This is a genomic window from Actinomadura xylanilytica (assembly GCF_030283145.1).
GTDB lineage: Bacteria > Actinomycetota > Actinomycetes > Streptosporangiales > Streptosporangiaceae > Spirillospora > Spirillospora xylanilytica.
Window position 1 is genome coordinate 2098951 of the sequence record NZ_JASNWE010000001.1, and the last position, 25973, is coordinate 2124923.

The following is a 25973-nucleotide window of genomic DNA, read 5'->3' on the forward strand; positions in this document are numbered from 1 at the left end:
CACCCGGTCAGGGGACCGGGGGCCACGGCGAGTCCCGCAGCACCATGTCGTCGGACGACTCCTCAAAGATGATCATGGTGCGGGTGTTGCGCACGCCCGGGATGGAGTGCAGATCGTCGAAGACCAGATCGCGCAGCCCGGCCTGGTCGGGCACCCGGACCAGCGCGATGACGTCGAAGTCGCCGCCGGTGAGCGAGTAGTGCCGGATGGCCGGGATCTCCCGCAGCCGGTCGCGGACCCGCTTCCAGGAGTTCTGCTCGATCGTCAGCGTCACGTAGGCCGAGAGCGCGAGCCCGATCCCGACCGGATCGAGCCGGGCCGAGAAGCCCCGCACGACCTGGTCCCGGGTCAGCCGTTCGAGCCTGCTGTAGGCGTTGGCCCGCGAGATGTGCAGCCGCTCGGCGAGGGCGCGGACCGACAGCCGGCCGTCGCGCGACAGCTCGGCGACGATCCGCCGGTCGACCTCGTCCAGGGCGGAGACCGTTCGTCTCACCGCCGCGTCGGTCCGGGCCGTTTGTACACCCGAATCCAATGGATCGATCCACTCGTCTCGTTCCATCCACCACCCCTGGACATTCTGCGCCGCTCACCTGCACCGTATCGACAAATAGCCTCATTGTGGAGGAGTGCCGTGGTCGTCAAGCCCGGGAGCGAGCTGCTTCCCACCGCCAGGCCGATCCAGCTCATCGACGAGAACGGCGACCGCGCGACCCGCCCCCGGAGCGGCGGCCACACCCTGCCCCCGGCCGACGCCCTGCTGGCGGCCTACCGGGCGCTGGTGGTGGGACGGCGCTTCGACCAGCAGGCGAGCAGCCTGGTCAAGCAGGGACGGCTCGCGGTCTACCCGTCGTCCCACGGGCAGGAGGCCAGCGAGGTCGGCGCGGTGCTGGCGCTGCGCCCGACCGACTGGCTCTTCCCCACCTACCGCGACAGCGTCGCGCTCGTGACACGCGGCATCGACCCGGTCGAGGTCCTCACCCTGCTGCGCGGCGACTGGCACTGCGGCTACGATCCGGCCGCGCACCGGACGGCACCGCAGTGCACGCCGCTGGCCACCCAGGCGCCGCACGCCGTCGGGGTCGGCTACGCCGCGCGGGCCAAGGGCGAGGACACCGTCGTCCTGGCCTTCCTCGGCGACGGTGCGACCAGCGAGGGCGACTTCCACGAGGCGTTGAACTTCGCCGCCGTCTTCCGGGCCCCGGTCGTCTTCTTCGTCCAGAACAACCAGTACGCCATCTCGGTGCCGCTCGACCGCCAGACCGCCGCGCCCTCCCTGGCGCACAAGGCCGTCGGGTACGGCGTGCCCGGCGTCGGCGTCGACGGCAACGACGTCGCGGCCGTGCTCGCGGTGGTCGGCAGGGCCGCCGAGCGCGCCCGCGCGGGCGAGGGGCCCACCCTGATCGAGGCGCACACCTACCGGATCGAGGCGCACACCAACGCCGACGACGCCACCCGCTACCGCGCGGACGGCGAGGTCGCCGCCTGGCTGCGCCGCGACCCCGTCGAACGGCTGACCGCCCACCTCCGGCGCACGGGCGCCCTCGACGACGCCGGGATCGCCGCGGTCGCCGACGAGGCCGAACGGCACGCCGCCGATCTCCGCGACCGCCTCCCCGCCCAGACGCCGCCGGACCCCGCGGAGCTGTTCGCGCACGTCTACGCCGCCCCGACCCCGCAGCTCCGCGAGCAGGCCGCGCGGCTCGCCGCCGAGGAGAACTGATGACCGCGCTCAGCATGGCCCAAGCGATCAACACGGCCCTCGCCGACGCCCTGGACGAGGACGACCGGGTCGTCGTCTTCGGCGAGGACGTCGGCGCGCTCGGCGGCGTCTTCCGCGTGACCGAGGGCCTGACCGCCCGGTTCGGCGAGAGCCGCTGCTTCGACACCCCGCTCGCCGAGTCCGGCATCGTCGGCATGGCCGTGGGGATGGCGATGAACGGCCTGCGCCCGGTCGTGGAGATGCAGTTCGACGCGTTCGCCTACCCGGCGTTCGAGCAGATCGCCGGACACGTCGCCAAGATGCGCAACCGCACCCGCGGCGCGATCACCCTGCCAATGGTCATCCGCATCCCCTACGCGGGCGGCATCGGCGGCGTCGAGCACCACTGCGACTCGTCCGAGGCGTACTACGCCCACACCCCCGGCCTCACCGTCGCGGCCCCGGCGACGGCCGCGGACGCCTACAGCATGCTGCGCGAGGCGGTCGAGCTGCCCGATCCGGTGATCTTCCTCGAGCCCAAGCGGCTCTACTGGTCCAGGCAGGAGGTCGCACCGCGCGCCCGCACCCGGCCGTTCGGCGAGGCGGCGGTGCGGCGCGCGGGCCGCGACGCGACGCTCATCGCCTACGGCCCGAGCGTCCCGGTGGCGCTGGAGGCCGCCGAGGCCGCCGCCGCGGAGGGCCGGGACCTGGAGGTCGTCGACCTCCGGACCATCGTGCCGTTCGACGACGCGACCGTCACCGCCAGCGTCATGAAGACCGGCCGGGCCGTGGTCGTCGCCGAGGCCCAGGGCTTCGCCGGCGTCGCGTCCGAGATCGCGGCCCGGGTCGGCGAGCGCTGCTTCCACGCCCTGGAGGCCCCGGTGCGGCGGGTGACCGGGCTGGACATCCCGTATCCGCCGCCCAAGCTCGAGCACCACCACCTCCCGAACGTCGACCGCGTGCTCGACGCCGTCGCGGCGCTCCAGTGGGAGGACGCGTGACCGCCCGCGTGTTCCCCCTGCCCGACCTGGGCGAGGGGCTCACCGAGGCCGAGATCGTCCGCTGGCTCGTCGCCGTCGGCGACCGGGTGGACACCGACCAGTCCGTCGTGGAGGTCGAGACCGCCAAGGCCGTCGTGGACGTCCCGACGCCCTACGCCGGGACGGTCACCGAGCTGGGCGCCGCCGCCGGAGCCGTCCTGGACGTCGGCGCCACCCTCCTGGTCATCGAGGACGGCGTCGCGTCCGCCCCCACCCCGGACCCCGCCCCGGACCTCGGCCCTGAGGCGGCCCGCTACGTCGAGGAGGAGAGGGCGGGCTCCGGCAACGTGCTGGTCGGGTACGGCACCAGCACCCCCGCCCGGCGACGCCGCCCTACCCCGACCCCGTCGCCGCGCCCGTCCCCGTCCCGGGCGGCCACGGCCCGGCCCCTGGTCATCTCGCCGGTCGTCCGCCGCCTGGCCCGCGACCACGCCGTCGACCTGACCACCCTCGAGGGAAGCGGCCCGGACGGCCTCATCGTCCGGGCGGACGTCGAGCGGGCCATCAACCCCCCGGCCGAGCCGTCCGCGCTGGCCGGCGGTCCCCCGTCCGGCGGCCCGCTCCCGATCTCCGAGCGGATCCCGCTCAAGGGCGCCCGCAGGGCCGCCGCCGAGGCGTTCACCCGGAGCCGGCGCGAGATCCCCGAGGCCACCACCTGGGTCGACGTCGACGCCACGGCGCTCGTCCAGGCCCGGCGGGACATCAACGCCCGGAGCCGGACCCCGATCGGCCTGCTGCCCCTGATCGCCCGGTTCGTCGTCGCCGGCCTGGCCCGCCACCCCGAGCTCAACAGCCGGGTCGACGCCACCGAGATCGTCCGGTTCGACGGCGTCAACCTGGGCGTCGCCGCGCAGAGCGAGCGCGGCCTGCTCGTCCCCGTCATCAAGAACGCGCACCGGCACAGCGCGCGCGGCCTCCAGGACGAGCTCACCCGCCTCACCGGGGCCGCCCGCGCCGGGACGCTCGGCGCCGCCGACCTGACCGGCGGCACCTTCACCCTCAACAACTACGGCGTCTTCGGCGTCGACGGCTCGGCCCCCATCGTCAACCATCCCGAGGCCGCGATCCTCGGCATCGGCCGGATCATCGACCGTCCCTGGGTCGTCGACGGCGAGGTGACCGCGCGCAAGATCGTCCAGCTCTCGCTGGCCTTCGACCACCGGGTCTGCGACGGCGCCCCCGCCGCCGCCTTCCTCCGCTTCGTCGCCGACTGCTTCGAGGACCCCCAGGAGGCCCTGACCCATCTGTGAGACCGCCTCCGGGCCGGCGTCCGATTCCGTGCATGCCCGGATACGGGCGCCCCCCGGCCCCCGTCTCGCCTTCACCGTCCCTTGTGCGTGTAGGCACGGGTCGACAGCGGGACGAACACCACCAGCAGCGCGGCCGACCAGAGCAGGACGGCGGCCACCGGATGCGCGAGCGGCCAGGCCGCATCTTCCGGCGGCACCCCCGGATTGCCGAACAGCTCCCGGGAGGCGGCGGTGATCGCGCTGACCGGGTTCCAGTCGGCCAGGAACCGCAGCCACCCCGGCATGCCGTCCGTCGGGACGAACGAGTTGGACAGCATCGTGAACGGCAGGAACAGCGGCACCATCTGGTCGGCGGCCTGTTCGTTCTTCACCACCAGGCCCACATAGACGCCCACCCACCCCAGCGCGTACCGCAGCACGATCAGCAGCAGGAACGCCTCGGCCGCCGGGATCAGGCCCCGATGCGGCTGCCATCCCACCAGCAGGCCGGCCCCGGCCATGATGGCCAGCGACAGCAGCCCGGCCAGCAGGTCGGCGCCGGTCTGCCCGAACGGCACCGCCAGCCGCGCCATCGGCATGGACCGGAACCGGTCCATCACGCCGCGGGAGGCGTCGGTGGCCACCCGCATCATGAGCGTCATGACCGCCGTGAAGGTCACCATCGAGAACAGGCCCGGCATCAGGTACTCGCGGTAGTCTCCGCCGCCCGGCACCTGGATCGCGCTGCCGAAAACGTATCCGAACAGCACCACCATGATGGCCGGGAAGATCAGCATCGAGACAAGCTCCCCGGGCTCCTGCCGCAGCCGTCCGAGCTCGCGGCCGACCAGGGTCAGCCCGTCGGTGAACGTCCAGCGCAGGCGGTGGCCCGGCGGCGGGGCGAGAGCGGTCATCAGAGGACTTCCTTCCGGTCCGTGAGGCGCAGGAACACCTCGTCGAGAGAGGGGCGGCGCAGGCTCACGTCGGCCGCGGCGACCCCGGCCCGGTCGAGTTCGCGCACGATGTCGGCCAGCCGGAGGCCGCCGCCGGGCAGGGCGACGCTGAGCCGGTCCGCACCGGTCATCGTGGGATCGGTCCCGGCCAGGGCGTTCAGCACGGTCGCCGCGGGACGCAGCGCGGCGGGATCCTCGAGGACGACGTCGAGGCGGTCCCCGATCGTGGCCTTCAGCTCGTCCGGAGTGCCCGCGGCGACGACCCGCCCGTGGTCGATGACGGCGATGTCGTCGGCCAGCCGGTCGGCCTCGTCCAGGTACTGCGTGGTGAGCAGCACCGTGGTGCCGTCCGCCACCAGCTCGCGGACGCTGTCCCAGATCTCGCCGCGGCTGCGCGGGTCCAGGCCGGTGGTCGGCTCGTCCAGGAAGAGCACCTCGGGGCGCAGGATGAGGCTGGTGATCAGGTCGAGGCGGCGGCGCATGCCGCCGGAGTAGCCTGCGACCTGGCGGTCGGCGGCGTCCATCAGGCCGAAGCGTTCGAGCAGCTCGTCGGCCCGCCGGTGCGCCTCGCGCCGGGACAGGTGGTAGAGGCGCCCGAACATGCGCAGGTTGCCGCGGCCGGTGAGCTTCTCGTCCACGGCGGCGTGCTGGCCCGCGAGCCCGATCCTGGCCCGCACCTTCCCGGCCTCACGGACGACGTCGTGTCCGGCGATGCGGGCGTGCCCGGCATCGGGATCGGACAGGGTCGCCAGGATGCGCACCGCGGTCGTCTTCCCCGCGCCGTTCGGCCCCAGCACGCCGCAGACCGTTCCTCTCGGGACGCTCAGGTCCAGGCCCCGCAGCGCCTGGACGTCGCCGAAGGACTTGTGCAGCCCCTCGGCCACCACGATCGGATCCGCCATGATCCCTCCACTGGGTACTCCGTACGCGGTTAAGGCGGCCAGGCTAAGTTACTGGGTACCATGTACGCAAGTAGGGGGTGGAACGGTGACCGACGCCGAGTACGTGAACATCTGGATGCGGCCCGAGCGCCCGGCCCGCGGGCCGAAACCGGCCTACAGCCGCGCGCAGATCACCGAAGCGGCACTCCGGATCGCCGACACCGAGGGGCTGGAGGCCGCCACCATGCGGCGGATCGCCGCCGAGATCGGCGCGGGCACGATGTCCCTCTACCGGTACGTCCCGGGCCGCGACGACCTGGTCGAGCTCATGGCCGACCGGCTGATGGGCGAGATCGACGTCGAGGGCGTCCCCTCCGGCGACTGGCGCGCGGACCTGGCGCACTACGCCGACGAGGTGCGGGCGATGTGGCTGCGGCACCCGTGGATCGCCACCGTGAACCGGTCGCTCCCCAGCTTCGGCCCCAACCAGCTCCGCTTGATCGAACGGGTGATGGGGGTCCTCGACGCCCACGTCCCCATCGACGAGAACCTCGGCCTCACCGGCCTGCTGAGCAGCTACGTCGAGGGCGCCGTCCGCGAGGAGATCAACTGGACCGAGGAGATCCGCCGCAGCGGGCTCAGCGAGTCGGAGTGGATGGAGCGCAGCGGTCCCTACATCCACTGGCTGCTGGCGAGCGGAGAGCACCCGATCTTCGCCAAGATCGTGATGGACGCCGGCCGACCGCACCAGAGCCAGGACGACCGGTTCCGGAACGGGCTGGAACGCGTCCTCGACTGCATCGCCATGGCCCTCCCCTCACCACCCGCCTGACACATTTATTGAACCAATACAGAAATGATAATGCATTGCCGTAATCTCCTTTCGTTCGATACTCCAACGAAAGGTGAGGCAATGATTCGAACGGCGTCCCTGCTGGCTGGAATGGCTGTGAGCGGGAGCATGGCGCTGGCGCCGATACTGCCGGCCCAGGCGAGTGCGGAGCTCCCCAGCTTCGATAGGTACGGCAAGAGCTGGGTGACACCCGACCCCTACGACAAGGGCGGGTATGACGCATACAGTGCGTTCAAGGTCGCCGGCACCAACAACAAGACCGGATTCAAACTCCACGCGAAGGGCAATTACGCGAAAATCTACAAGAAGGGCAAGGGCTTCACGCTCGGCAGCGACATCTACGGATGTCTCAGGATGGTCGGAGACAGCCAATACGTCTGCACCAGCCCCGGGCGGACGACCATCGACACCACGGGTGCAGAGGGACGCGAGGCCGAAGTGCGGACTTGCGCGTCGGTCCTCGGGAAGTCGATGTGCACGAAGTGGTACCGCGGACGATTCTGATCTGCTCGTCGATGGCCGTCCCGTGCGTCGGCCCGACGGGCGCGACCGGGACGTGGTGGCCGCTGCCCTCCGGCGCCCCGACGTCCGCCCCCGCCATGTCCACCCCGCCGGGCCCGGGCCGGCACCACCACGCACGACGACCCCGGTCAGTCCAGCGGGATTGATAGTCGAGGAACACGGAACCCTCCATGCAGGCCCGTCGGAATGCGAGCTACATCTAGTTGGCGGGGCCCGCACCATATCCTGTGGCCGTATAGCCCGACGAGATCGATCCGCACAGCGCGATGCGCGCATGGACGGCGAGCCTGTCCAGGGCGTTTTCCAATAGCACACCGCCCACATTTTCAAAGACGGCAGTGAGCCCGTCGGGGGCGAATTCGCGCAACACATCCGGAACGTAGTCGGTGCGGTAGTCAACGCAGGCGTCGAGCTTTGCGACGTCCTTCACCCAGGTGACCTTCTCGGCCGAACCGGCGGTGCCCGCCGCGCCGGTGACCAGCACCGTGTCCGCGTCCGTGACGTCGAGCACGCTGGACATTCCGATGAACGCCGTCAGCCCGCTCACACCGAAGACGGTGCATGTGACGCGGATCGATTCCGTCCGGCACCGGATTCACACCGAACAGCATGAATTCAGTCTCTCTTCAGGGGGCGGGTCTTCAGGGGGCGGAGCGTGTCGCTCGGCTGAACGTCGCGATCAGCTCGTCGATGACGGCGTCCACGGGAGCGCCGTGTGCGACCCGCGCTCCCTCGGCGTCGAGGGTGCGGCGGATGATCCGGGCCATCATGAGGGGATCGAAGTCGCGCAGCTCGCCGTCACGCTGCCCCTCCTCCAACAGCGCGACGACGCCGGAAAGGGACGCCGTCACGAGCTCGTCGTAGACGTCGCAGCGGCATGGGTGTGGTGTTCCTGGGACGTTCTCCCAGCGGCAGGGCGGTGGCCATCAAGATCGTGCGTCCGGAGCTGACGACCGACCAGCAGTTCCGGCGGCGTTTCGCGGCCGAGGTCGAGGCGGCGTTCGCGCACTACGCGGGCCACGCTGGGGAGGCAACGGGTAACCCGTCGAATGATCGGCGCGGTAGCCGATGCCGGCGATCACACGGATCCCGGTGGCACAAGGACAGAGGCCGGTTCGAGGGTCTCGAACCGGCCTCTGGCCTGTACTTCCTTGTGGAGCTGAGGGGATTTGAACCCCTGACCCCCTCGATGCGAACGAGGTGCGCTACCGGTCTGCGCCACAGCCCCAAGGACTCCGTAAGATTAGCAAACATCCGGGAGTACTCGCGCATCCTTATCGCGGGTCACTCGCCCACGGCGCGGCGGTCGTCGGCGTACTGGTCGAAGACGTCCTCCTCTGGACGGGCGACGAGCTCGATGACCTCGGCCTGCTCGGCGGTCTCCTCCTCCGCCGCGGCGGCCTCCGCCTCGAGGACGCGGGCGCGTTCGGCGGCGCGGGCCTCGGCGGCGGCGCGGGCCCGGGCGACGTCCATGCCCACGGCCACCCGCAGGAGCGCCAGATGGCCGCCCAGCGCGGCGAACGGGGGCAGGGTGGCCCACCAGGGCACCACGCCCGCGATCACGACGACCACGGCGGTCAGGAAGAGCAGGGTCAGGCCGGCGGTACGGCGGCGGCGCCGGGCGATGATGGCGGCGCGGCTCGTCCGGCGGCGGGGCTCTTCTGGGGCTGCTTCCTCTTCGATGGGGTCGTCGGCCTCTTCTGTGGCGGGTTCCTCGGCGGGACGCTTGTGGAGGAGGCGGGAGATGCCGGTGGACTCGGTGTCGCGGCGGAGCCACATCGGAACCAGGACGATCGCCCACACCGCGACGATGGCCAAGTAGAGCACGGCGCTGCTCATCGGCCCACCGCCCCGGGGCGTCCCAAGGCACGGCGATCGGACGGGCCGACTTTCGGCGCGCGCACGTGCATTGGGAGTAGGGTCACGCCCCGCACGGTACGAGCCGGTGTCAGAGGTTGACGAGCATAAGGGGCGGTGTGTCGCGAGATCGATCCCGCAGTTACTCTCCGTTTGCCAAGCCTTCTCCAACGCAGGATTCTTACGGCCCGCGCGGACCCAAAAGTCACCGCGGGCTCGAGTGTCATGGGGACGATGACGATCGTGGAAATGCCTGGTCGCGGCTGGCGAGCCAGCGGGCGCGCAGGCCACCGGGCACGTCCTCGACGGTGAGCGCGTAGCAGATGTGGTCGCGCCAGGCCCCGTCGATGTGGAGATGGCGCCGGCGAATTCCCTCTTCACGGAATCCGAGTTTTTCCACGACGCGGCGGCTGGCGGCGTTCTCGGGGCGGATATTCGCCTCGACGCGGTGCAGCCCGACGGTGAAGAAACAGTGGTCGACGGCCAGGGCGACGGCGGTGGGGATCACCCCGCGGCCGGCGACGCTCCGATCGACCCAGTAGCCGATCTGGGCCGACCGGGCCGAGCCCCAGACGATCGCGCCGACGGTGAGCTGCCCGGCGAACCGGCCATCGCGCGTGACCACCCAGGGGAGCGCGAGGCCCTGCCTGGCCTCACGGCGCATGGTGTGCACCATGCTGAGGTAGGGGCCGAGGCCGCTGCGGAACAGGGGTGTCTCCGGGTTGGTCGGCTCCCAGGGGCGGAGCCAGTCGGCGTTGCGGACCCTGAGCTCGCGCCAGGTCGCGGCGTCGCGATGCCGGAGGGGACGCAGCCCTACCGGGCCTTCGGCCAAGGTGACCGGCCAACCCCGCAAACGTTCCACGGCTCCATGATTCCCTGGTCGAAGGTGCGGACGCCATCAATTGTCGCCGACAATCTGCCCGGCGAGCAGGTCCGCCGCACCCCGTCCGGTGCGTCAGGCCCCGAGAACGCCTAGAATCCGCGCCACTTCGCGCGCCATCGCGGCGCGTCCGGGGCCGAGGTACCTGCGCGTGTCCACCAGCGCGGGGGACGCATCGAGGGCACGGCGGACCTCGGCGGTGAGCACCTCGTTGAGCCGGGTGGCGACGTTGATCTTGGTCATCCCGCGGGCCACGGCGGCGGCCAGGGTCGCGTCCGGCACCCCGGACGAGCCGTGCAGCACGAGCGGGACGGGGACGGCGGCGCGGAGCTCGGCGATCAGGCCGAGGTCCAGGACGGCGTCGCGGGTCAGCATCGCGTGGGAGCTGCCGACCGCGACGGCGAGGGCGTCCACGCCGGTGGCGGCGACGTAGGCGGCGGCCTCGGCCGGGTCGGTGCGGACGCCGGGGGCGTGCGCGCCGTCCTTCCCGCCGACCTCGCCGAGCTCGGCCTCCACCCAGACGCCGCGGTCGTGGCACCACGCGGCGGTCTCGGCGGTCGCGGCGACGTTGGCGTCGTAGGCGAGGGTGGACGCGTCGAACATCACCGAGCCCGCGCCCAGGTCGACCGCCTCGCGGACCAGCTCGGGCGAGGTCGCGTGGTCGAGGTGGACGGCCGCCGGGACGGCCGCGACGGCGGCGGCGGCGAGCGCGGCGGCTATGACCGGGGCCGCCGCGCCGTGGTACTTCACGCAGTTCTCGCTGATCTGGAGGACGACGGGGGCGCCGGCCTGCTCCGCCCCGGCGACGATCGCGGTGGCGTGTTCGAGCTGGATCACGTTGAACGCGCCGACGCCGCGCCGGGAGGCCGCGGCGGGGCCGACGATCTCGCCGGTTCCTACGAGGGGCATGGGTCTCCTTCGATGACGATCTCGGGGAGCAGCCGGGTGTACGCGGCGGCGTCGTAGTCGCCCGCCACTGGGGCGCGGACGGCGGCGGCCGACAGCGCGACCGCGTGCCGCAGCAGCGCGGTCCACGACTCGCGGGCGGCCTGAGCGTCGCGGACCGCAGGAGCGCCGGGGACGGGCCGGGCGTCGGGGGCGGAGGTATCGGCGGTCAGGGCGACTGCGGCGGCGGCCACGGCCGCGTCACCGGCGCCTGTGGGGTTGCCTGCCATGGGGCCGGGGGGTGTGGCGCGCCAGGTGCCGTCCGGGGTGACGGCGAGCATCCCGTCCGGGCCGAGCGAGACCAGGACGGCGCGGGCGCCCGCCGCGCGGAGGGCCTGCGCGCCGGCGACGGGTGAGGACTCTCCGGTGGCGCGGGCGAGTTCCTCGGCGTTGGGCTTCACCAGGGCCGGACGTTCCCGCACACCGGCGGAGAGCGCCGCGCCGTCGGCGTCGATGATGACGGGAGCGGTGGCCATTGAGGCGAGCACTGCGTACGCGTCGTCCGGGACACCTGGAGGGAGGCTTCCGGAGAGGACGACGACGTCCGCCTCAGGGAGCAGTGACCGGTAGTGGTCCAGGAACGCGTCCCACTCCGCAGCGTCGATGCACGGCCCAGCCTCGTTGAACAGCGTCGTCTCAGCGCCGCCCACCACTGCGAGGGTGCTTCGGGACGTTCCCTTGACGGACGAGAAGTCGTGTCGTATCCCGGCATGGTCAAGGTCATTACGGATGAGGTCGCCGGTACTGCCGCCTGCCAGGCCGGTTGCCAGGACGGGGTGTCCCAGGGTCGCGGCCACGCGGGCGACGTTGACCCCCTTGCCACCCGCGCGCCGCCGAACGGCGCGGACACGGTTCGTCCCGCCCCAGGCCACCTCCCCTGTCGCGTAGGTGACGTCGAGCGCGGCGTTCAGCGTCACGGTGAGGATCACAGCCACCGGCCGTCCTTCATCACCCGGGCCACGCCGAGCTCGTCGTCCAGGACGACCAGGTCGGCGGCCTTGCCGGGGGCCAGCGAGCCGACCCGGCCGGCGATGCCGAGCGCGCGGGCGGGGGTCAGCGCGGCGGCCTCGGCGGCGCGCTCGATCGGCAGGCCGACGACGGTGACCGCGCGGCGGAACGCGTCCGCCATCGTGATCGTGCTGCCCGCGATGGACGAGCCGTCCGCGAGGGTCGCCCGGCCGCCCCGGACGCGCACCCGCATCACGCCGAGCCCGTACTCGCCGTCCCCCATGCCGGTCGCGGCCATCGCGTCGGTGATCAGCGCGACCCGTCCCGTCTCTGCGCCCCCACCGGTCGCGGCGGTCGTGGCGGTCGTGGCGGCGAAGGCGAGGCGGGCCACCTCGGCGGCCACGTGCACGCCGTCGTTGATGAGCTCGACCGTGACGCGGGGGTCGGTGAGGGCGGCCGTGACCGGTCCGCCCTCGCGGTGGTGCAGCGGGCGCATCGCGTTGAACAGGTGGGTCGCCACGCGCGCGCCCGCGTCGAACGCGGCGCGGGTCGTGGCGGCGGTCGCGTCGGTGTGCCCGACCGCCGCGACCGCCCCGGCGTCCACCGCGTCCCGGACGAGGTCCAGCGCGCCCGGCAGCTCGGGCGCGAGCGTGATCATGCGGACGTGGCCGCGCCCCAGCTCGGCCAGCTTCCGGAACTCCGCCCGGTCGGGATCGCGCAGCAGGGCCGGATCGTGTGCCCCGCAGCGGTCCGCCGCCAAGTAGGGGCCCTCCAGGTGGATCCCGGCGATCACACCGTCCGCGGCGAGTTCGGCCAGGCCCGCGACCGCGTCCCGCAGTTCCCGGACGCCGCCGGTGACCAGGCTCGCCATGGTCGTGGTCGTCCCGTGCACCCGGTGGAAGCCCGCCACGCGCGACGCGTCCTCGGCCAGCCCGCTCTGGTACGAGGCGCCTGCGGCGCCGTGCACGTGGAGGTCGACGAATCCAGGGACGACGTACCGTCCGGCCAGATCGACGACCTCCTCCTGCTGGGGGGAAAGCGCTTCGGCCACCGGCTCCGCGATGAGGCCGTTCGCGATGCGGAGCCGTCCGGCCTTCACCTCTCCAGGGAGGACGAACCGGCCGTTGGTCAGAACCGTCATGGCCGCGTCACCCGTCGGCGTCCAGGATCACCGACCGGGTCAGGTTGCGCGGGGTGTCGGGGTCGGCACCGTGCGCGCGGGCGATGGCGACGGCGAGCCGCTGGACCCGGACCAGGTCGGCCAGCGGGTCCAGGCCGCTGACGGCCATCATGCCGCCGACGCCCACGACCTGTTTGGCGAGGCCGTCGGGCGCCTGGCCGAGCATCCAGGTGACGCGGCCGGGGGCGGTGATGCTGATCGGGCCGTGCCGGTACTCCATCGCCGGGTACGACTCGGTCCACGCCCCCGCCGCCTCGCGCATCTTGAGCGCGGCCTCGTGCGCGAGGCCGATCGTCCAGCCCCGGCCGAGGAAGGTGAACTGCTCCGCCTCGATCAGCTCGCTGGGCAGGTCCTGTGCGAGCGCCCGTTCGGCGTCGGCGACCGCGGTGGAGAGGTCCTCCCCCAGGTGCGCGCGCAGGAGGGCGAGCTGCGTGGTGGCGAAACGGGTCTGCACCACCGACCGCTCGTCGGCGTACTCCAGCACGACGACCTCGTCCGCGGCGTCCATCACCGGGGTCACCGGATCGGCTGTGATCGCGACGGTCGGGACGGTGCCGGCGACGCGCCCCAGCACCTCCAGCACCTCGCTGGTCGTGCCGGACCTGGTGAGCGTCAGCAGCCGGTCGTAGCGGCGGCCCAGGGGGAACTCGGAGGCCGCGAAGGCGTCGGTCTCGCCGTGCCCGGCCGCCTCGCGCAGCGCCGCATAGGACTGGGCGACGAACCACGACGTCCCGCAGCCCACCACCGCGACGCGCTCGCCCGCCCGGGGCAGCACCGGCGCGAACTCCGCGGCCGACGCGGCGGCGCGGCGCCAGCACCCGGGCTGGTCGGCGATCTCCGTCTCGGTGTGGCCGGCGCCCTGCGGGGGATTCGCCATCCTCGCCCTCCTCTGCACACAAATGTTCATTGGTGCTTGATCTATACCAAGATGACGCAGAAAAGAGCAAGCACGCGCACGGCTAGACTCCCGGGACGAACAGCTGCGCGCACCGCCGCGCGCAACCACCTGGAAGGAGGCCGGAGTGACGCGGCACGAGCGCTGGAACGCCCTGCTTGAGCTGCTCGCGGACGCCGGCCGGCTGAGCGTCGAGGACGCCGCGTCCCGGATGGCGGTCTCGGCCGCGACCATCCGCCGCGACTTCGACCAGCTCGCCCAGCAGCAGATGCTGACCCGCACCCGCGGCGGCGCCGTCGCGCAGAGCGTCAGCTACGACCTGCCGCTGCGCTACAAGAGCGCGCGGCACGCCTCGGAGAAGCAGCGCATCGCCGCCGCCACCGCCGAGCTGGCCGCGCCCGGCTCGATCATCGGGCTGAACGGCGGCACCACCACCTCCGAGGTCGCCCGGGTACTGGCCGCCCGCGCCGGCCTGCACGCGGGCGGCGGCGCGCCCGCGCTCACCATCGTGACCAACGCGCTCAACATCGGGAACGAGCTCGCGGTCCGCCCGCACGTGAAGATCGTGCTGACCGGCGGGGTGCCGCGGCCCCAGTCCTACGAGCTGACCGGCCCGCTCGCCACCGGCCTGTTCGACCACGTGGCCCTCGACGTCGCGGTGCTCGGGGTGAACGGGGTGACCGTCGAGCACGGCGCCACCTGCCACAACGAGGGCGAGGCCGACGTCAACCGGCTGATGGCCGGGCGGGCGGGCCGGGTGGTGGTGGTCGCGGACGGGTCCAAGGTCGGGCGGCGCGCGTTCGCCAAGATCTGCGACACGTCCGAGATCGACGTCCTGGTGACCGACGGCACGGTGTCCCAGGCCACCGCCGACGCCTTCGCCGAGGCGGGCGTCGAGGTCATCCGCACCTGACCGCCCTCGCCCGGGCGCCGACGCCCGGGCTGTCCCGGGACGGTGTCCTCAAGTACACCCCGCTCCGGGGTTCAGGGCCATGTCGGCGGCGGGACGGCTCGACCAGAGTCGATCGCGTAAGCGACCCACTCACCAGGAGCGTCCCGTGCCGAATCTCCCCTCCCCCTCCCGCACCCGGCGGGCCCTGCTCGCCCTCGCGACGGGGACGGCGCTCACCGCCGTCCTCGCCCCCGCCGCGACCGCCCTCGCCGACACCGGCCGCGGTCACAACGGCGGCCACGGCAGTGGTCACGGCAGCGGGGAACGGCCGCCCGCCGGGCTTCAGCGTGCGGCCGACAAGCTCGTCGCCGACGGGCAGCCCGGCGTGATCATGATGACCCGGCGGGACGGCCGCGTCGCGCACGTCACCTCCGGGGTCGCCGACCGCGCCACCGGCCGTCCGATGGACGCCCGGTTGCAGTTCCGCATCGCCAGCGTGACCAAGTCGTTCACCTCCACCGTGCTGCTCCAGCTCGCCGCCGAGCGCCGGGTGTCGCTGGACGACACGGTCGAGAAGTGGCTGCCCGGTGTGGTGCGCGGCAACGGCAACGACGGCTCGAAGATCACCCTCCGGCAGCTCCTCCAGCAGACCGGCGGCCTGAACGAGTACGTCCGGGACCCTCGCATCATGGGCGACCCGCGCCGCACGTGGAAGCCCGCCGAGCTGGTCGCCATCGCCATGGAGCAGCCGCCGCGGCACGCCCCGGGCGCCGGCTGGAACTACGCCAACACCAACTACGTCCTCGCCGGGATGGTCGTCGAGAAGGCGACCGGCCGGACGTTCGGCGCCGAACTCCAGCGCCGGATCATCGGCCCGCTGAAGCTGCGCCACACCTCGCTGCCGGTCGAGAGCCGCACCTTCCCCGGCCCGTACGTGCACGGCTACTGGGAGGACTTCGGGGACGTCAGCACCGAGGTCAGCCCGTCCAGCGGCTGGACGTCCGGCGGCATCGTCTCCACCGTCGACGACGTCGCCCGGTTCCACCGCGCGCTGTTCACCGGACGGCTGCTCCCCCGCGCGCAGCAGCGCGAGCTGACCACCACCCGGCCCGTCGACGACGAGGGGATCGTCGAGGACTACGGCCTCGGCGTCGCCCGGATCAGGTTCTCCTGCGGCTACGGCTGGGGCCACGACGGCGGCTGGCCCGGCTACCGCACCTGGACCTACACCAGCGCCGACGGCAAGCGGCAGGCGGTGGTCACCTACAACGACTCCAGCGCGGCGATGGAGACCGACCCGGGGTTCCGCGCCGACCTGGCCAAGGCCGCCGACACCGCCTTCTGCGCCTGACCCGCGCCCCGCATCGCGCGTCGCCTTCCGCACCCGCCCCGCGTCGCCCGGCCCGCGTCGCCCGGCCCGCGTCGCCCGGCCCGCGTCGCCTGGCCCGCGTCGCCTGGCCCACGCGCCTGCCCCGCATCGGCGCGTCGCCGCCGCCGGTCAGGCGCCGGGCGGGCGGGGGTGGTCGCCTCCGGCGATCTGGTCGACGGCGTGCGCGAGGACCCGTCCGAGCACCGTCATGCCGTCGCGGACGCCGCCGGTCGAGCCGGGCAGGTTGACGACCAGGGTGCGCCCGGCCACGCCCGCGAGGCCGCGGGACAGCATCGCGGCGGGCACCAGCGCACGGCCCTCCGCGCGGATCGCGTCGGCGATGCCGGGCACCTCGCGTTCGATCACGCGGCGGGTCATCTCGGGCGTCCGGTCGGTCGGAGTGAGGCCCGTCCCGCCGGAGGTCACCACGACGTCGTACCCGGCGGCGACCGCGTCCCGGAGCACGGCGGCGACAGGCTCCCCGTCGGGGATCACGACCGGGCCGTCCACCTGGCAGCCGAGATCCTCCAGCATCTCCACCAGGACCGGCCCGGACCTGTCCTCGTACACGCCCGCCGCCGCCCGGTTCGACACCGTGACCGCCATCGCCCGGATCAACCCGCCGGTACCGCCGCCCGGACCGCCCATCGGGTCGTCGTCCGGGCCCCGCGCGCCGGTGGCGGTCATGCGCGCCGCCAGGCGCCGGTCTTGCCGCCGAGCTTCTCCTCGACCCGGACGTCGGTGATCACGGCGGCCGGGTCGACGGCCTTGACCATGTCGACCAGGGCCAGCGCGGCGACGGTGACGGAGGTCAGCGCCTCCATCTCCACCCCGGTGCGGTCGGCGGTACGGGCGGTGGCACTGATCGCGACGCCCTCGTCCCGCACGGCCAGCTCGACGGCGACGCCGTGCAGCGCGATCGGGTGGCACAGCGGGACCAGGTCGGGGGTGCGCTTGGCGCCCATGATCCCGGCGATCCGGGCCACCGACAGCGCGTCGCCCTTGGGGACACCGCCCGCGCGGAGCAACCCGACGCACTCGTCGGAGAGCCGGACGAACCCGGTCGCGGTGGCCGAGCGCGCGGACACGCTCTTGCCCGACACGTCCACCATCCGAGCCGCGCCCGACTCGTCCAGGTGGGTGAACTCCGAGCCCATCGCGCTCATGACGGCATCCTCATCACCTCGACATGCGTGCCCGCCGGCAGCGCCTCGGCGTCCTCGGGCAACTCGATCAGCGCGTTGGCCGCCGACAGCGAGCCGAGCTGGTGCGACCCCTGCCCCTCGGCGGGGGCGACGCTGAAGAAGCCGCGGTTGAACGACAGCCGCCCGCGCAGGTAGTGGCGCAGGCCCGCTGGGGACTTGACGTCCTCGGCGAGGACGGCGCTGACCGTTGGAAGCGGCTCGGGCTCCAACCCCTGCATGGCGCGCAGCGCGGGCCGGACGAACACCTGGAACGACACGTACGCGCTCACCGGATTCCCCGGCAGGGTGAAGACCGGGACGCCCTGCAACAGGCCGAACCCCTGAGGCTTGCCCGGCCGCATCCGCACCTTGTGGAACCGCACCGTCCCCACACCGGTCAGCACCTCTTTCACCACGTCGCGGGTGCCCATCGAGACACCACCGGAGGTCACGATCGCGTCGGCCCGCGTCAGCAGGTCCTCCAGCGTCTCCAGGACCTCGGCGGGGTCGTCGCCGACAGTGGGCTGCCGGTGCCCGACACCGCCCGCCTCGATCACCGCGGCGGTGAGCATGAAGCTGTTGGAGTCCCAGATCTCGCCGGGCGCGAGGTCGGAGCCCGGCTCGCGCAGCTCGCTGCCAGTAGACAGCACCACCACCCGCGGCTTGGGCCGCGCCAGGACCCGCGCCCGCCCGACCGCGGCGAGCATGCCGATCTGCGCGGCGCCGAGCCGGGCGCCGGGCCCGGCGACGACCTGGCCCGCCAGGACGTCCTCGCCGGCGCGGCGGATGTAGTTGCCCGGCGGAGCGGGACGGGTGATCCGCACCGTGGCGGCGCCGCCGTCGGTCCACTCCACCGGGATCACCGCGTCGGCGCCGGCCGGCATCGGCGCGCCGGTCATGATGCGCGCGGTCAGGCCGGGCCTGATCGCCGACACGCCGGGGTCGCCCGCCAGGATGTCGCCGACGACCGGGAGCACCGCGGGCTCGGCCTCCGACGCCGCCGCGACGTCCACCGCGACCACCGCGTAGCCGTCCATGGCCGAGTTGTCGAAGGGCGGCAGCGGCACCGGCGCCGGGACGGGTTCGGCGAGCACCGCGCCCTCGGCCTCCAGCAGCGCGAGGTCCAGCGGCGGCAGTACCGGAACGTTGTCCAGGATCTCCGCGAGGTGCTCGTCGACCGTTCTCATGCCCACGGTCCCCTAGTCTGGCGTGCCGTCACGCCTCTCCGGGCCCGCCCACGCCGTCGTGCTCGCGGACGAAGTCGCGCAACCACGGCATGAAGTCGGGCGCGAGGTCGGGCCGCTCGGACGCGAACTGGACGACGGTGCGCAGGTATTCGAGCTTGTTGCCGGTGTCGTAGCGGCGCCCGCGGAACTTCACCCCGTACACGCCGCCGCCCTGCCCCGCGGGCGTGTCGGCCAGCGTGCGCAGCGCGTCGGTGAGCTGGATCTCGCCGCCGCGTCCGGGCGGGGTCTTCTCCAGCACGTCGAAGACCGCCGGGTCGCACACGTACCGGCCGATGACGATCCAGTTGCTCGGGGCCTCCTCGACCGACGGCTTCTCGACCAGGTCGGTGACCCGGACGACGTCGTCGTCTCCCGTGCCCTCGATCGCGGCGCAGCCGTAGGCCGAGACCTGGTCGGGCTCGACCTCCATCAGCGCCACGACGCTGCCGCCGTACTGGCCGCGCACCTCGATCATGCGCTTGAGGAGCTGGTCACGGGCATCGATCATGTCGTCGCCGAGCAGCACCGCGAACGGCTCGACGCCCACGTGCTGGCGGGCGCAGTGCACCGCGTGGCCGAGACCGCGCGGCTCGCCCTGCCGGACGTAGTGCATGATGGCCAGGTCGCTGGACTCGCGGACCGCGGCGAGGCGCTCGTCGTCGCCCTTGGCGCGCAGTGCCTCCTCGAGTTCGTAGGCGCGGTCGAAGTGGTCCTCGATGGACCGCTTGCTCCGCCCGGTGACCATCAGCACGTCCGTGAGGCCGGCGTCGACCGCCTCCTCGACGACGTACTGGATCGCCGGCTTGTCGACGATGGGCAGCATTTCCTTGGGCGTCGCCTTGGTCGCGGGCAAGAATCGGGTACCGAGACCGGCCGCCGGGACGACCGCCTTGAGTACAGGTGCTATGTCGGCCATGTAGAGACCCTAGTCATCCATGAGGACCCAGCGTGCACGACATCGATTCCAAACCCGCCCTGCGCGCGAAAGTACTGGCCAGGCGCGCCGCCATGGACCCGGAAGCGCGTTCCGCCGCCGCGCGGGAGTTGCGCGACGGGCTGCTGTCGGTGCCCGAAGTCGAGATGGCCGGGACGATCGCGGCGTACATCTCGGTCGGCACCGAGCCCGACACCCGCGCGCTGCTGTTCGCGCTCTGGAAGCGCGGTACGTATGTGCTGCTCCCCCTGCTGCTGCCTGACGGCGATCTCGACTGGGCGTCGTACGAGGGGCCCGACTCGCTCACACCCGGGCCGCGCGGAGTGCCGCAGCCCACCGAACCGCCGCGCGGCCCGCAGGCCGTCGCCAGCGCGGACGTGGTTCTGGCCCCGGCAGTGGCGGTCGACCGCAGGGGCATGCGTCTCGGACGCGGCGGCGGTTCGTACGACCGGGCGCTCGCGCGCGTAGGCCCGGCGATCCTGACGGTGGGGCTGGTGTACGACGCCGAACTGGTCGACGTGCTGCCCTCCGAACCGCACGACCAGCGCGTCCGTGCCGTAGCGACCCCGTCCGGCGGCCTCGTCCGCCTGCGTCCGGCGTGATCTGACCCGGACCCGGTCGGCGCGCCGGGGACGGAGCGGGGCTTCGCCTAATCTGCGTGATCACTGAGGTCGTCCACCCGCGGGCGCACCGACATCACGCGAAGAGGTCGAAGCCCATGACAGCGCCCTGGCGGATCCTGGTCCTTCCCCCGCTCGACGAGGACCTGGTGCGCGGGCTGTTCGCCCCGCTCGGCGACACCGCGCGGCTCATGTTCCCCGCGACCCGCGACCGGGCCGGTCTGCACGCCGCGCTCGGCGACGCCGAGGTGGTGGTCGGCGACTTCACCGGGCTGCTCGCGCTCGACGCGGACGCCGTGGCCGCCGCGCCGCACCTGGCGTTCGTCCAGATGCCGGCGGTCGGGACCGACAGCATCGACGTCGCGGCGCTGGCGGACGCCGGCGTCCCGGTCGCCAACACCGCCGGCGCCAACGCGCGGGCGGTCGCCGAGTGGGCGGTCGGCGCGGCGTTCGCCCTCTGCCGCAGCCTGGTGTGGGGCGACCGGGCCGTGCGCGCCGGCGGCTGGCCGCAACTGGACGTGCTGGCCCGCGCTCCCCGCGAACTCCACGCGCAGCGTGTCGGGATCGCCGGGTACGGGGCGATCGGCGCGGAGACGGCGCGGCTGTTCCAGGCGCTCGGCTGCGAGGTGTCGTACTGGACGCGGCGAAGGCGTCCCGAGGCGTCCGCCACCTATCGCGGGCTGGACGACCTGGTCGCCGGCTCCGACGTCCTCGTGCTCGCGCTGCCACTGACCGACGAGACGCGTGGCCTGTTCGGCGCCGAACGGCTCGCGCTGATGCCCGAGAACGCCCTGCTGGTGAACGTGGCGCGCGGCGGGATCGCGCCGGACGACGCCGTACTGACGGCCCTGGAATCGGGCCGGCTCGCTGGGGCGGCGCTGGACGTGTTCGACGAGGAACCGCTCGCCGCCGACCATCCGCTACGCGCGCACGAGAACGTCCTGCTGTCCCCGCATACGGCGGGCGGGACGGGGCAGGCGCAGCTGAACGTCGTCGCGGCCGTCCGGGACAACGTGGTCGCGGTGGTCGAGGGCCGGCCGGTCGAGAATGTTGTCAACGGGGTAAATTCGCAGGTCAGACGCCGATAAGCCGCGACAGACCCGGCTCGTCACTCAATCACAAATGTGCAATCGGCACGTGATTCTGTAGGATTCCTAAACGATCACCGAGACCGGCTGTGAAGGGTGGGATGTGCAGCTCGACATCTGGCTACTCCTTGGAGCCATCCTCATACTCTCCGCCATCCTCGCGGTCCGGCTGTCCTACTGGTTCGGGCTCCCGTCCCTGCTGGCCTATATGGGGATCGGCCTGTTCATCGGCGAGGGCGGCCCCTTCCACATCGGGTTCGACGACGTCGAGCTGGCCGAGACGCTCGGCCTCGCGGCGCTCGTCCTGATCCTGGCCGAGGGCGGCATCACCACGAGCTGGCGGCACGTCCGCCCCTCGGTGCCCGCCGCGCTCTCCGTCTCCACCCTCGGCACCCTGATCAGCATCGGGGTGGTCGCGGGCGCCGGCCACTGGCTGCTCGACTTCGACTGGCGGCTGGCGTTCCTGCTCGCCGCGGTCCTGGCGCCGACCGACGCCGCGGCGGTGTTCTCGGTGCTGCGCCGGCTGCCGCTGCCGTCCCGGCTGAGCGGCCTGCTCGAAGCCGAGTCGGGGTTCAACGACGCCCCCGTCGTGATCATCGTGGTTGCGCTCAGCGCCACACACAACGGCGTGCCCAACCTCGCCGAGCTGTTCGGCGTGATGGTGTACGAGCTGATCGCCGGCGGTGTGATCGGCATCGCGATCGGCTGGCTCGGCGCCTACGCGCTGCGCCGGATCGCGCTGCCCGCCTCCGGCCTCTACCCGATCGCGGTGCTGTCGCTGTCGGTCGGGGCCTACGGCGCCGCGAACCTGCTGCACGCCAGCGGATTCCTCGCCGTGTACGTGAGCGCGCTGGTGCTCGGCAACTCCCGGCTCCCGCACCGCCCCGCCACCCGCGGCTTCGCCGAGGGCGTGGGCTGGCTGGCGCAGATCGGGCTGTTCGTCATGCTCGGGCTGCTCGCCTCGCCGGGCGACCTGCCGGGGCAGATCCTGCCCGCGCTGGCGATCGGGTTCGTACTGCTGCTGATCGCCCGTCCTCTGTCGATGGTGCTGTCCACGATCGGTTTCGGGCTGTCGTGGGGCGAGAAGGTGTTCGCGTCCTGGGCCGGGCTGCGCGGCGCGGTGCCGATCGTGCTCGCCACCATCCCGATGGTGGAGCACGTCCCTGGCTCGTGGACGCTGTTCGCCATCGTCTTCAACATCGTCGTCGTCTTCACCGTGCTCCAGGGGCCGACGCTGCCGCTGGTGTCGCGCTGGTGCCGGCTGAGCGCCGACGAGGCCACCCGCGAGCTCGACGTCGAGGCCGCGCCGCTGGAGCAGCTGCACGCCGACCTGCTGGAGGTCCGGGTCCCGGTCGACTCGCACCTCAGCGGCGTGGAGATCTTCGAGCTGCGCCTCCCCCAGGGCGCCTCGGTCACGCTGGTCGTCCGCGACGGGTCGAGCTTCGTCCCGGAACCGACCACGGCGCTGCGCACCGGCGACACGCTGCTCGTGGTGACCACCGACGCCGTCCGCGACGTCGCCGAGCGCCGGCTCCGCGCGGTCAGCCGCCGCGGCAAGCTGGCCGGCTGGTTCGGCGAGACCGGCGCGTGACCGGCCGGGGCCGCGGCCCACGGGCCGGGCCGGGGCCGGGGCCGTGGCACAGGAGGCGGGCCGTGGGGCGTACGGTGAACCGCGGCCGGGAACAGACCCGGGGCGAATCCCGTTCAAGTCACGGGTAGCATTAGCAGTCGTTCGAAGTGAGTGCCAGTCCGGATCGCGCCGGGCTGAGTCAGCGAGGAGGAACCGTGCCGACGTACCAGTACGTTTGCACCGAGTGCGCCGAGCCTCTCGAGGCCGTGCAGAAGTTCAGCGACGACGCGCTGACCGAGTGCACGGCATGCGGCGGCAGGCTGCGCAAGGTCTTCTCCGCCGCCGGGATCATCTTCAAGGGTTCCGGCTTCTACCGCACCGACAGCCGCGGCTCCGGCAAGTCCTCGACCGTCGGCACCTCGTCGAACGGCTCGTCGTCCTCGGACGGCGGCTCGGGCGACAGCGGGAGCAAGTCCGAGTCGTCCTCGGGCAGCGGCGACAGCGGCGGCAAGAGCGACGCTTCGTCCACCTCGTCGTCGTCCTCCTCCGCTTCCTCCTCGTCGTCGACGTCTTCCTCGTCGTCCTCAGAGAAGGTCGCCTGACCGCTTAGACGGTCCCTTTCCCTTCACGAGACCGGAGGGACGCGCCCGGCAGATGCCGGGCGCGTCCCTCCGGTCTTCGTCATGTCCGCATCCATCGCGCGACCCGCACTGGCAGCGTCCCTGATGGCCCTGCGGCCCCTTTCCCGCGCCGCCACGCGCCCGCTCCCTACGTCTTGAGAGGTATCCGCCCGCGGGCCGCTACCCCGTTAGAGCCATCGCAGGCACCCTCTTCCGCCTGACGCGCCGGCCTGGGCCACCGGCCGATGATGGGGCCGACAACGAGATAGTGCTTGACATATCTCGAAAATAGAGACATTCTCGTCCCGTTCGAGACATATCTCAATGCTCGGACCATCTCGACATTCGGTCCCACACCGAGCGCCAGGAGCGACGACCATGAACACATCCAGCCCGCCCTCCCCCGAGACCGGGGGCCATCGACTGGCCGGAGTGATCGCCGGCCGCCGCACCAAGTGGGCCGTGCTGGCCCTGTGGATCGTCCTGCTGACCGCGCTCGGCCCGCTGGCCGGCAAGCTCGGCGACGTCCAGAAGAACGAGGCCGCGAGCTGGCTCCCGGGCGGCGCCGAGTCCACCCAGGTGGTCAAGCTGGAGGAGCGGTTCCGCAAGGACGAGATGATGCCCGCCGTGATCGTCTACGAGCGTCCCGCGGGGATCACCGCCGCGGACCGTGCGAAGGCCACCGCGGATCTGGCCGGATTCGGCCGCCTGCCCGGCGCGCAGCAGGCGCAGGGACCGTTCACGTCCAAGGACGGCAAGGCCCTCCAGACGCTGGTGCCGCTGACCGACAAGGACGTGGTCAAGGCCGTCGACGAGGCGCGCGACCTCGTCAAGCGCGGCCCGCCCGGACTGGACGCCCACGTCACCGGCCCGGCCGGCGGCGGCGCCGACCAGTTCAGGGTCTTCCAGAGCATCGACGGCTTCCTGCTCATGGCCGCCGGCCTCGTGGTGATCGTCATGCTGCTGTGCATCTACCGCAGCCCGGTGCTGTGGTTCGTCCCCGTGCTGAGCGCGGTGTTCGCGCTCGGGCTGTCCCAGGCCGTGGTCTACCTGCTCGCCAAGAACGCCGGCCTCACCGTGAACGGGCAGAGCGCTGGCATCCTCACCGTCCTGGTGTTCGGCGTCGCCACCGACTACGCGCTGCTGCTGGTCGCCCGCTACCGCGAGGAGCTGCACCGGCACACCGACCGGCACGAGGCCATGGCGTTCGCGCTGCACCGCGCCGCGCCCGCCGTCATCGCGTCCGCCGCGACCGTCGCGATCGGCCTGCTCTGCCTGCTGCTCGCCGAGATGAACTCCACCGCCGGCCTCGGGCCGGTCGCCGCCGCCGGCGTGATCATCGCGCTCGGCGCGATGACCACCCTGCTGCCCGCGCTGCTGGTCATCTTCGGCCGCTGGATCTTCTGGCCGCTGGTGCCGCGCTACGACGCCAAGTACCTGCGTCCCGAGGCGTACGAGTCCGAGCACGGCGTGTGGAGCCGGATCGCGCGGCTGATCGGCGCCCGCTCCCGGCTGCTGTGGATCGCCACCACGGTCGGCCTGATCGCGCTCACCTTCGGGCTGACCTCGCTCAAGGCCGAGGGGCTGTCGGACGCCGGGCAGTTCACCGGCCGTCCCGACTCCGTCGCCGGTTCCGAGGCCCTCGCCAGGCACTTCCCCGGCGGGTCGGGCTCCCCCGCCGTCGTCATCGCCGAGGCGGACGCCGCCGGACCGGTCGCCGCCGCCATCGCCGGGACCGCGGGCATCGCCGACCCGGGCCGTGCCGTCACCGCGAACGGGCTGGTCAAGTACGAGGCGACACTCCTCGACAGGGCCGACACCCGGGCCGCGCAGAACACCATCGACCGGCTGCGCACCGCCGCCCACCACGTCCCCGGCGCCGACGCGAAGGTCGGCGGGACGACCGCGATCAACCTGGACACCAAGCGGGCCTCCGTCCGGGACAACAAGGTGATCATCCCGGTCGTGCTGGCGGTGGTCCTGCTGATCCTGGTGCTGCTGCTGCGGGCCCTGGTCGCGCCGCTGCTGATGATGGCCACCGTCGTGCTGTCGTTCCTGGCCTCGCTCGGCGCCTGCGCGCTGATCTTCCGGCACGGGTTCGGGTTCGAGGGCACCGACAGCGGGTTCCCGCTGCTGGCGTTCATCTTCCTGGTCGCGCTCGGGGTCGACTACAACATCTTCCTGATGCACCGGGTCCGGGAGGAGTCGCAGGCCCTCGGCACCCGCCGCGGGATCACCCGCGGCCTCACCGTCACCGGAGGCGTGATCACCTCGGCCGGGCTGGTGCTGGCCGCCACCTTCGCCGCGCTGGCCACGCTGCCGCTGGTATCGATGGCCGAGATGGGCTTCGTCGTCGCCTTCGGGGTCCTGCTCGACACCTTCATCGTCCGGTCGCTGCTGCTCCCGGCCCTGGCGCACGACATCGGCCGGCGCATCTGGGCACCGAGCCGCCTGGCCGCGCACCGCCCCGTCCCCGAGGCCGACCTCAAGGTGTTCGACACCGTCAGCTGAACGTCCCCTCCAGAGGCCCGTATGAAGGGGCCCGGCACTCCGCCGGGCCCCTGTTTCGTTCTCCATCGCGGCTCCGG

At 72.6% G+C, this 25973-nt stretch carries 27 protein-coding genes and 1 tRNA gene; 12 read left to right on the forward strand and 16 right to left on the reverse strand.

The genetic code is table 11. The features are described 5' to 3' along the window. Window positions 1–7: 7 nt before the first annotated feature. A complete protein-coding gene (locus tag QP090_RS09720) occupies window positions 8–493 on the reverse strand; it encodes an Lrp/AsnC family transcriptional regulator (protein ID WP_285938241.1) in 486 nt (161 codons plus the stop codon). 138 nt (window positions 494–631) lie between these two features. Between QP090_RS09720 and pdhA the strand changes: the two genes are divergently transcribed. Genes pdhA through QP090_RS09735 form a run of 3 tightly spaced genes read left to right on the forward strand, consistent with a single transcriptional unit; the run spans window position 632 to window position 3989 of the window. Continuing rightward, window positions 632–1720 carry a pyruvate dehydrogenase (acetyl-transferring) E1 component subunit alpha gene (gene pdhA / locus QP090_RS09725; RefSeq protein WP_285938242.1) on the forward strand — a complete coding sequence of 363 codons (1089 nt, stop codon included), beginning with the start codon at window positions 632–634 and terminating at the stop codon, window positions 1718–1720. After that, a complete protein-coding gene (locus QP090_RS09730) occupies window positions 1720–2700 on the forward strand; it encodes an alpha-ketoacid dehydrogenase subunit beta (protein WP_285938243.1) in 981 nt (326 codons plus the stop codon). Before pdhA ends, QP090_RS09730 begins: the two co-directional genes overlap by 1 nt. Then, on the forward strand, window positions 2697–3989 hold the full coding sequence (locus QP090_RS09735) for a dihydrolipoamide acetyltransferase family protein (protein ID WP_285938244.1): 1293 nt from the start codon (window positions 2697–2699) through the stop codon (window positions 3987–3989). Before QP090_RS09730 ends, QP090_RS09735 begins: the two co-directional genes overlap by 4 nt. Before the next feature lie 71 nt (window positions 3990–4060). Here QP090_RS09735 and QP090_RS09740 read toward each other — a convergent pair whose 3' ends face one another. After that, window positions 4061–4882, reverse strand: a complete 822-nt coding sequence (locus QP090_RS09740) for an ABC transporter permease (protein WP_285938245.1) — start codon at window positions 4880–4882, stop codon at window positions 4061–4063. After that, window positions 4882–5823 carry an ATP-binding cassette domain-containing protein gene (locus QP090_RS09745; RefSeq protein ID WP_285938246.1) on the reverse strand — a complete coding sequence of 314 codons (942 nt, stop codon included), beginning with the start codon at window positions 5821–5823 and terminating at the stop codon, window positions 4882–4884. The genes QP090_RS09740 and QP090_RS09745 overlap by 1 nt, the downstream gene beginning before the upstream one ends. Window positions 5824–5908: 85 nt before the next feature. Between QP090_RS09745 and QP090_RS09750 the strand changes: the two genes are divergently transcribed. Next, window positions 5909–6634 carry a TetR/AcrR family transcriptional regulator gene (locus tag QP090_RS09750; RefSeq protein ID WP_285938247.1) on the forward strand — a complete coding sequence of 242 codons (726 nt, stop codon included), beginning with the start codon at window positions 5909–5911 and terminating at the stop codon, window positions 6632–6634. A gap of 81 nt (window positions 6635–6715) precedes the next feature. Beyond that, window positions 6716–7159 (forward strand): hypothetical protein, encoded by a 444-nt coding sequence (locus tag QP090_RS09755; RefSeq protein ID WP_285938248.1) that lies wholly within the window; start codon window positions 6716–6718, stop codon window positions 7157–7159. A 217-nt stretch (window positions 7160–7376) separates the two neighbouring features. Here QP090_RS09755 and QP090_RS09760 read toward each other — a convergent pair whose 3' ends face one another. From QP090_RS09760 to QP090_RS09800, 9 genes are all read right to left on the reverse strand, one after another. After that, the gene (locus QP090_RS09760) at window positions 7377–7724 is read right to left on the reverse strand and encodes a zinc-binding dehydrogenase (RefSeq protein ID WP_285938249.1); all 348 of its coding nucleotides are present in this window, start codon (window positions 7722–7724) and stop codon (window positions 7377–7379) included. Between the two features lie 94 nt (window positions 7725–7818). Then, complete coding sequence (locus QP090_RS09765) at window positions 7819–8028, reverse strand: hypothetical protein (RefSeq protein WP_285938250.1); 210 nt, start codon at window positions 8026–8028, stop codon at window positions 7819–7821. Between the two features lie 303 nt (window positions 8029–8331). After that, window positions 8332–8405, reverse strand: a tRNA-Ala gene (locus QP090_RS09770). 56 nt (window positions 8406–8461) lie between these two features. Beyond that, window positions 8462–9016, reverse strand: a complete 555-nt coding sequence (gene sepX, locus QP090_RS09775) for a divisome protein SepX/GlpR (protein ID WP_285938251.1) — start codon at window positions 9014–9016, stop codon at window positions 8462–8464. A 241-nt stretch (window positions 9017–9257) separates the two neighbouring features. Then, window positions 9258–9887 carry a GNAT family N-acetyltransferase gene (locus QP090_RS09780; RefSeq protein WP_349666484.1) on the reverse strand — a complete coding sequence of 210 codons (630 nt, stop codon included), beginning with the start codon at window positions 9885–9887 and terminating at the stop codon, window positions 9258–9260. Between the two features lie 102 nt (window positions 9888–9989). After that, window positions 9990–10823 (reverse strand): class II fructose-bisphosphate aldolase, encoded by an 834-nt coding sequence (locus QP090_RS09785; RefSeq protein WP_285938254.1) that lies wholly within the window; start codon window positions 10821–10823, stop codon window positions 9990–9992. Further along, window positions 10811–11794, reverse strand: a complete 984-nt coding sequence (locus QP090_RS09790; protein ID WP_285938256.1) for a 1-phosphofructokinase family hexose kinase — start codon at window positions 11792–11794, stop codon at window positions 10811–10813. Before QP090_RS09790 ends, QP090_RS09785 begins: the two co-directional genes overlap by 13 nt. Beyond that, window positions 11785–12948: an N-acetylglucosamine-6-phosphate deacetylase gene (nagA, locus tag QP090_RS09795; RefSeq protein WP_285938257.1), complete on the reverse strand. Its 1164-nt coding sequence runs from the start codon at window positions 12946–12948 to the stop codon at window positions 11785–11787. Before nagA ends, QP090_RS09790 begins: the two co-directional genes overlap by 10 nt. 7 nt (window positions 12949–12955) lie before the next feature. Then, a complete protein-coding gene (locus QP090_RS09800; protein WP_285938258.1) occupies window positions 12956–13864 on the reverse strand; it encodes an SIS domain-containing protein in 909 nt (302 codons plus the stop codon). A gap of 145 nt (window positions 13865–14009) precedes the next feature. Here QP090_RS09800 and QP090_RS09805 point away from each other — a divergent pair, with 145 nt between their 5' ends. Together QP090_RS09805 and QP090_RS09810 are read left to right on the forward strand one after the other, a co-directional pair. Then, on the forward strand, window positions 14010–14795 hold the full coding sequence (locus tag QP090_RS09805; RefSeq protein WP_285938260.1) for a DeoR/GlpR family DNA-binding transcription regulator: 786 nt from the start codon (window positions 14010–14012) through the stop codon (window positions 14793–14795). A 145-nt stretch (window positions 14796–14940) separates the two neighbouring features. Then, window positions 14941–16125: a serine hydrolase domain-containing protein gene (locus tag QP090_RS09810; RefSeq protein ID WP_285938261.1), complete on the forward strand. Its 1185-nt coding sequence runs from the start codon at window positions 14941–14943 to the stop codon at window positions 16123–16125. Between the two features lie 147 nt (window positions 16126–16272). Here QP090_RS09810 and QP090_RS09815 read toward each other — a convergent pair whose 3' ends face one another. From QP090_RS09815 to galU, 4 genes are read right to left on the reverse strand one after another with little or no spacing between them, the layout of a single operon-like run. After that, a complete protein-coding gene (locus QP090_RS09815) occupies window positions 16273–16791 on the reverse strand; it encodes a MogA/MoaB family molybdenum cofactor biosynthesis protein (protein WP_285938625.1) in 519 nt (172 codons plus the stop codon). A gap of 35 nt (window positions 16792–16826) precedes the next feature. Next, window positions 16827–17300: a cyclic pyranopterin monophosphate synthase MoaC gene (gene moaC, locus QP090_RS09820; RefSeq protein ID WP_432763032.1), complete on the reverse strand. Its 474-nt coding sequence runs from the start codon at window positions 17298–17300 to the stop codon at window positions 16827–16829. A gap of 5 nt (window positions 17301–17305) precedes the next feature. Next, complete coding sequence (glp, locus tag QP090_RS09825; RefSeq protein ID WP_285938263.1) at window positions 17306–18514, reverse strand: molybdotransferase-like divisome protein Glp; 1209 nt, start codon at window positions 18512–18514, stop codon at window positions 17306–17308. Between the two features lie 28 nt (window positions 18515–18542). Continuing rightward, the gene (galU, locus tag QP090_RS09830; RefSeq protein ID WP_285938264.1) at window positions 18543–19469 is read right to left on the reverse strand and encodes a UTP--glucose-1-phosphate uridylyltransferase GalU; all 927 of its coding nucleotides are present in this window, start codon (window positions 19467–19469) and stop codon (window positions 18543–18545) included. Window positions 19470–19501: 32 nt separating this feature from the next. On the opposite strand from galU, the gene QP090_RS09835 reads away from it, so the two are divergent. The 5 genes from QP090_RS09835 (at window position 19502) to QP090_RS09855 (ending at window position 25896) form a co-directional block, all read left to right on the forward strand. Beyond that, a complete protein-coding gene (locus QP090_RS09835; protein WP_285938265.1) occupies window positions 19502–20089 on the forward strand; it encodes a 5-formyltetrahydrofolate cyclo-ligase in 588 nt (195 codons plus the stop codon). A 116-nt stretch (window positions 20090–20205) separates the two neighbouring features. After that, complete coding sequence (locus QP090_RS09840; protein ID WP_285938266.1) at window positions 20206–21195, forward strand: NAD(P)-dependent oxidoreductase; 990 nt, start codon at window positions 20206–20208, stop codon at window positions 21193–21195. Window positions 21196–21298: 103 nt separating this feature from the next. Further along, window positions 21299–22786, forward strand: coding sequence for a potassium/proton antiporter (locus tag QP090_RS09845; protein ID WP_285938267.1), 1488 nt, complete (start codon window positions 21299–21301; stop codon window positions 22784–22786). A gap of 194 nt (window positions 22787–22980) precedes the next feature. Further along, complete coding sequence (locus QP090_RS09850; protein WP_285938268.1) at window positions 22981–23367, forward strand: FmdB family zinc ribbon protein; 387 nt, start codon at window positions 22981–22983, stop codon at window positions 23365–23367. 396 nt (window positions 23368–23763) lie between these two features. Then, complete coding sequence (locus QP090_RS09855; protein WP_285938269.1) at window positions 23764–25896, forward strand: MMPL family transporter; 2133 nt, start codon at window positions 23764–23766, stop codon at window positions 25894–25896. Window positions 25897–25973 lie beyond the last annotated feature (77 nt).

Excerpts from the sequence above, each read along its gene's own strand:
- QP090_RS09730 (WP_285938243.1), top strand. The coding sequence starts at position 1,720 with ATGACCGCGCTCAGCATGGCCCAAGCGATCAACACGGCCCTCGCCGAC.
- QP090_RS09740 (WP_285938245.1), bottom strand. The coding sequence starts at position 4,882 with ATGACCGCTCTCGCCCCGCCGCCGGGCCACCGCCTGCGCTGGACGTTC.
- QP090_RS09745 (WP_285938246.1), bottom strand. The coding sequence starts at position 5,823 with ATGGCGGATCCGATCGTGGTGGCCGAGGGGCTGCACAAGTCCTTCGGC.
- QP090_RS09755 (WP_285938248.1), top strand. The coding sequence starts at position 6,716 with ATGATTCGAACGGCGTCCCTGCTGGCTGGAATGGCTGTGAGCGGGAGC.
- sepX (WP_285938251.1), bottom strand. The coding sequence starts at position 9,016 with ATGAGCAGCGCCGTGCTCTACTTGGCCATCGTCGCGGTGTGGGCGATC.
- QP090_RS09785 (WP_285938254.1), bottom strand. The coding sequence starts at position 10,823 with ATGCCCCTCGTAGGAACCGGCGAGATCGTCGGCCCCGCCGCGGCCTCC.
- nagA (WP_285938257.1), bottom strand. The coding sequence starts at position 12,948 with ATGACGGTTCTGACCAACGGCCGGTTCGTCCTCCCTGGAGAGGTGAAG.
- QP090_RS09800 (WP_285938258.1), bottom strand. The coding sequence starts at position 13,864 with ATGGCGAATCCCCCGCAGGGCGCCGGCCACACCGAGACGGAGATCGCC.
- QP090_RS09815 (WP_285938625.1), bottom strand. The coding sequence starts at position 16,791 with ATGGGCGGTCCGGGCGGCGGTACCGGCGGGTTGATCCGGGCGATGGCG.
- moaC (WP_432763032.1), bottom strand. The coding sequence starts at position 17,300 with ATGGGCTCGGAGTTCACCCACCTGGACGAGTCGGGCGCGGCTCGGATG.
- glp (WP_285938263.1), bottom strand. The coding sequence starts at position 18,514 with ATGAGAACGGTCGACGAGCACCTCGCGGAGATCCTGGACAACGTTCCG.
- galU (WP_285938264.1), bottom strand. The coding sequence starts at position 19,469 with ATGGCCGACATAGCACCTGTACTCAAGGCGGTCGTCCCGGCGGCCGGT.
- QP090_RS09840 (WP_285938266.1), top strand. The coding sequence starts at position 20,206 with ATGACAGCGCCCTGGCGGATCCTGGTCCTTCCCCCGCTCGACGAGGAC.
- QP090_RS09855 (WP_285938269.1), top strand. The coding sequence starts at position 23,764 with ATGAACACATCCAGCCCGCCCTCCCCCGAGACCGGGGGCCATCGACTG.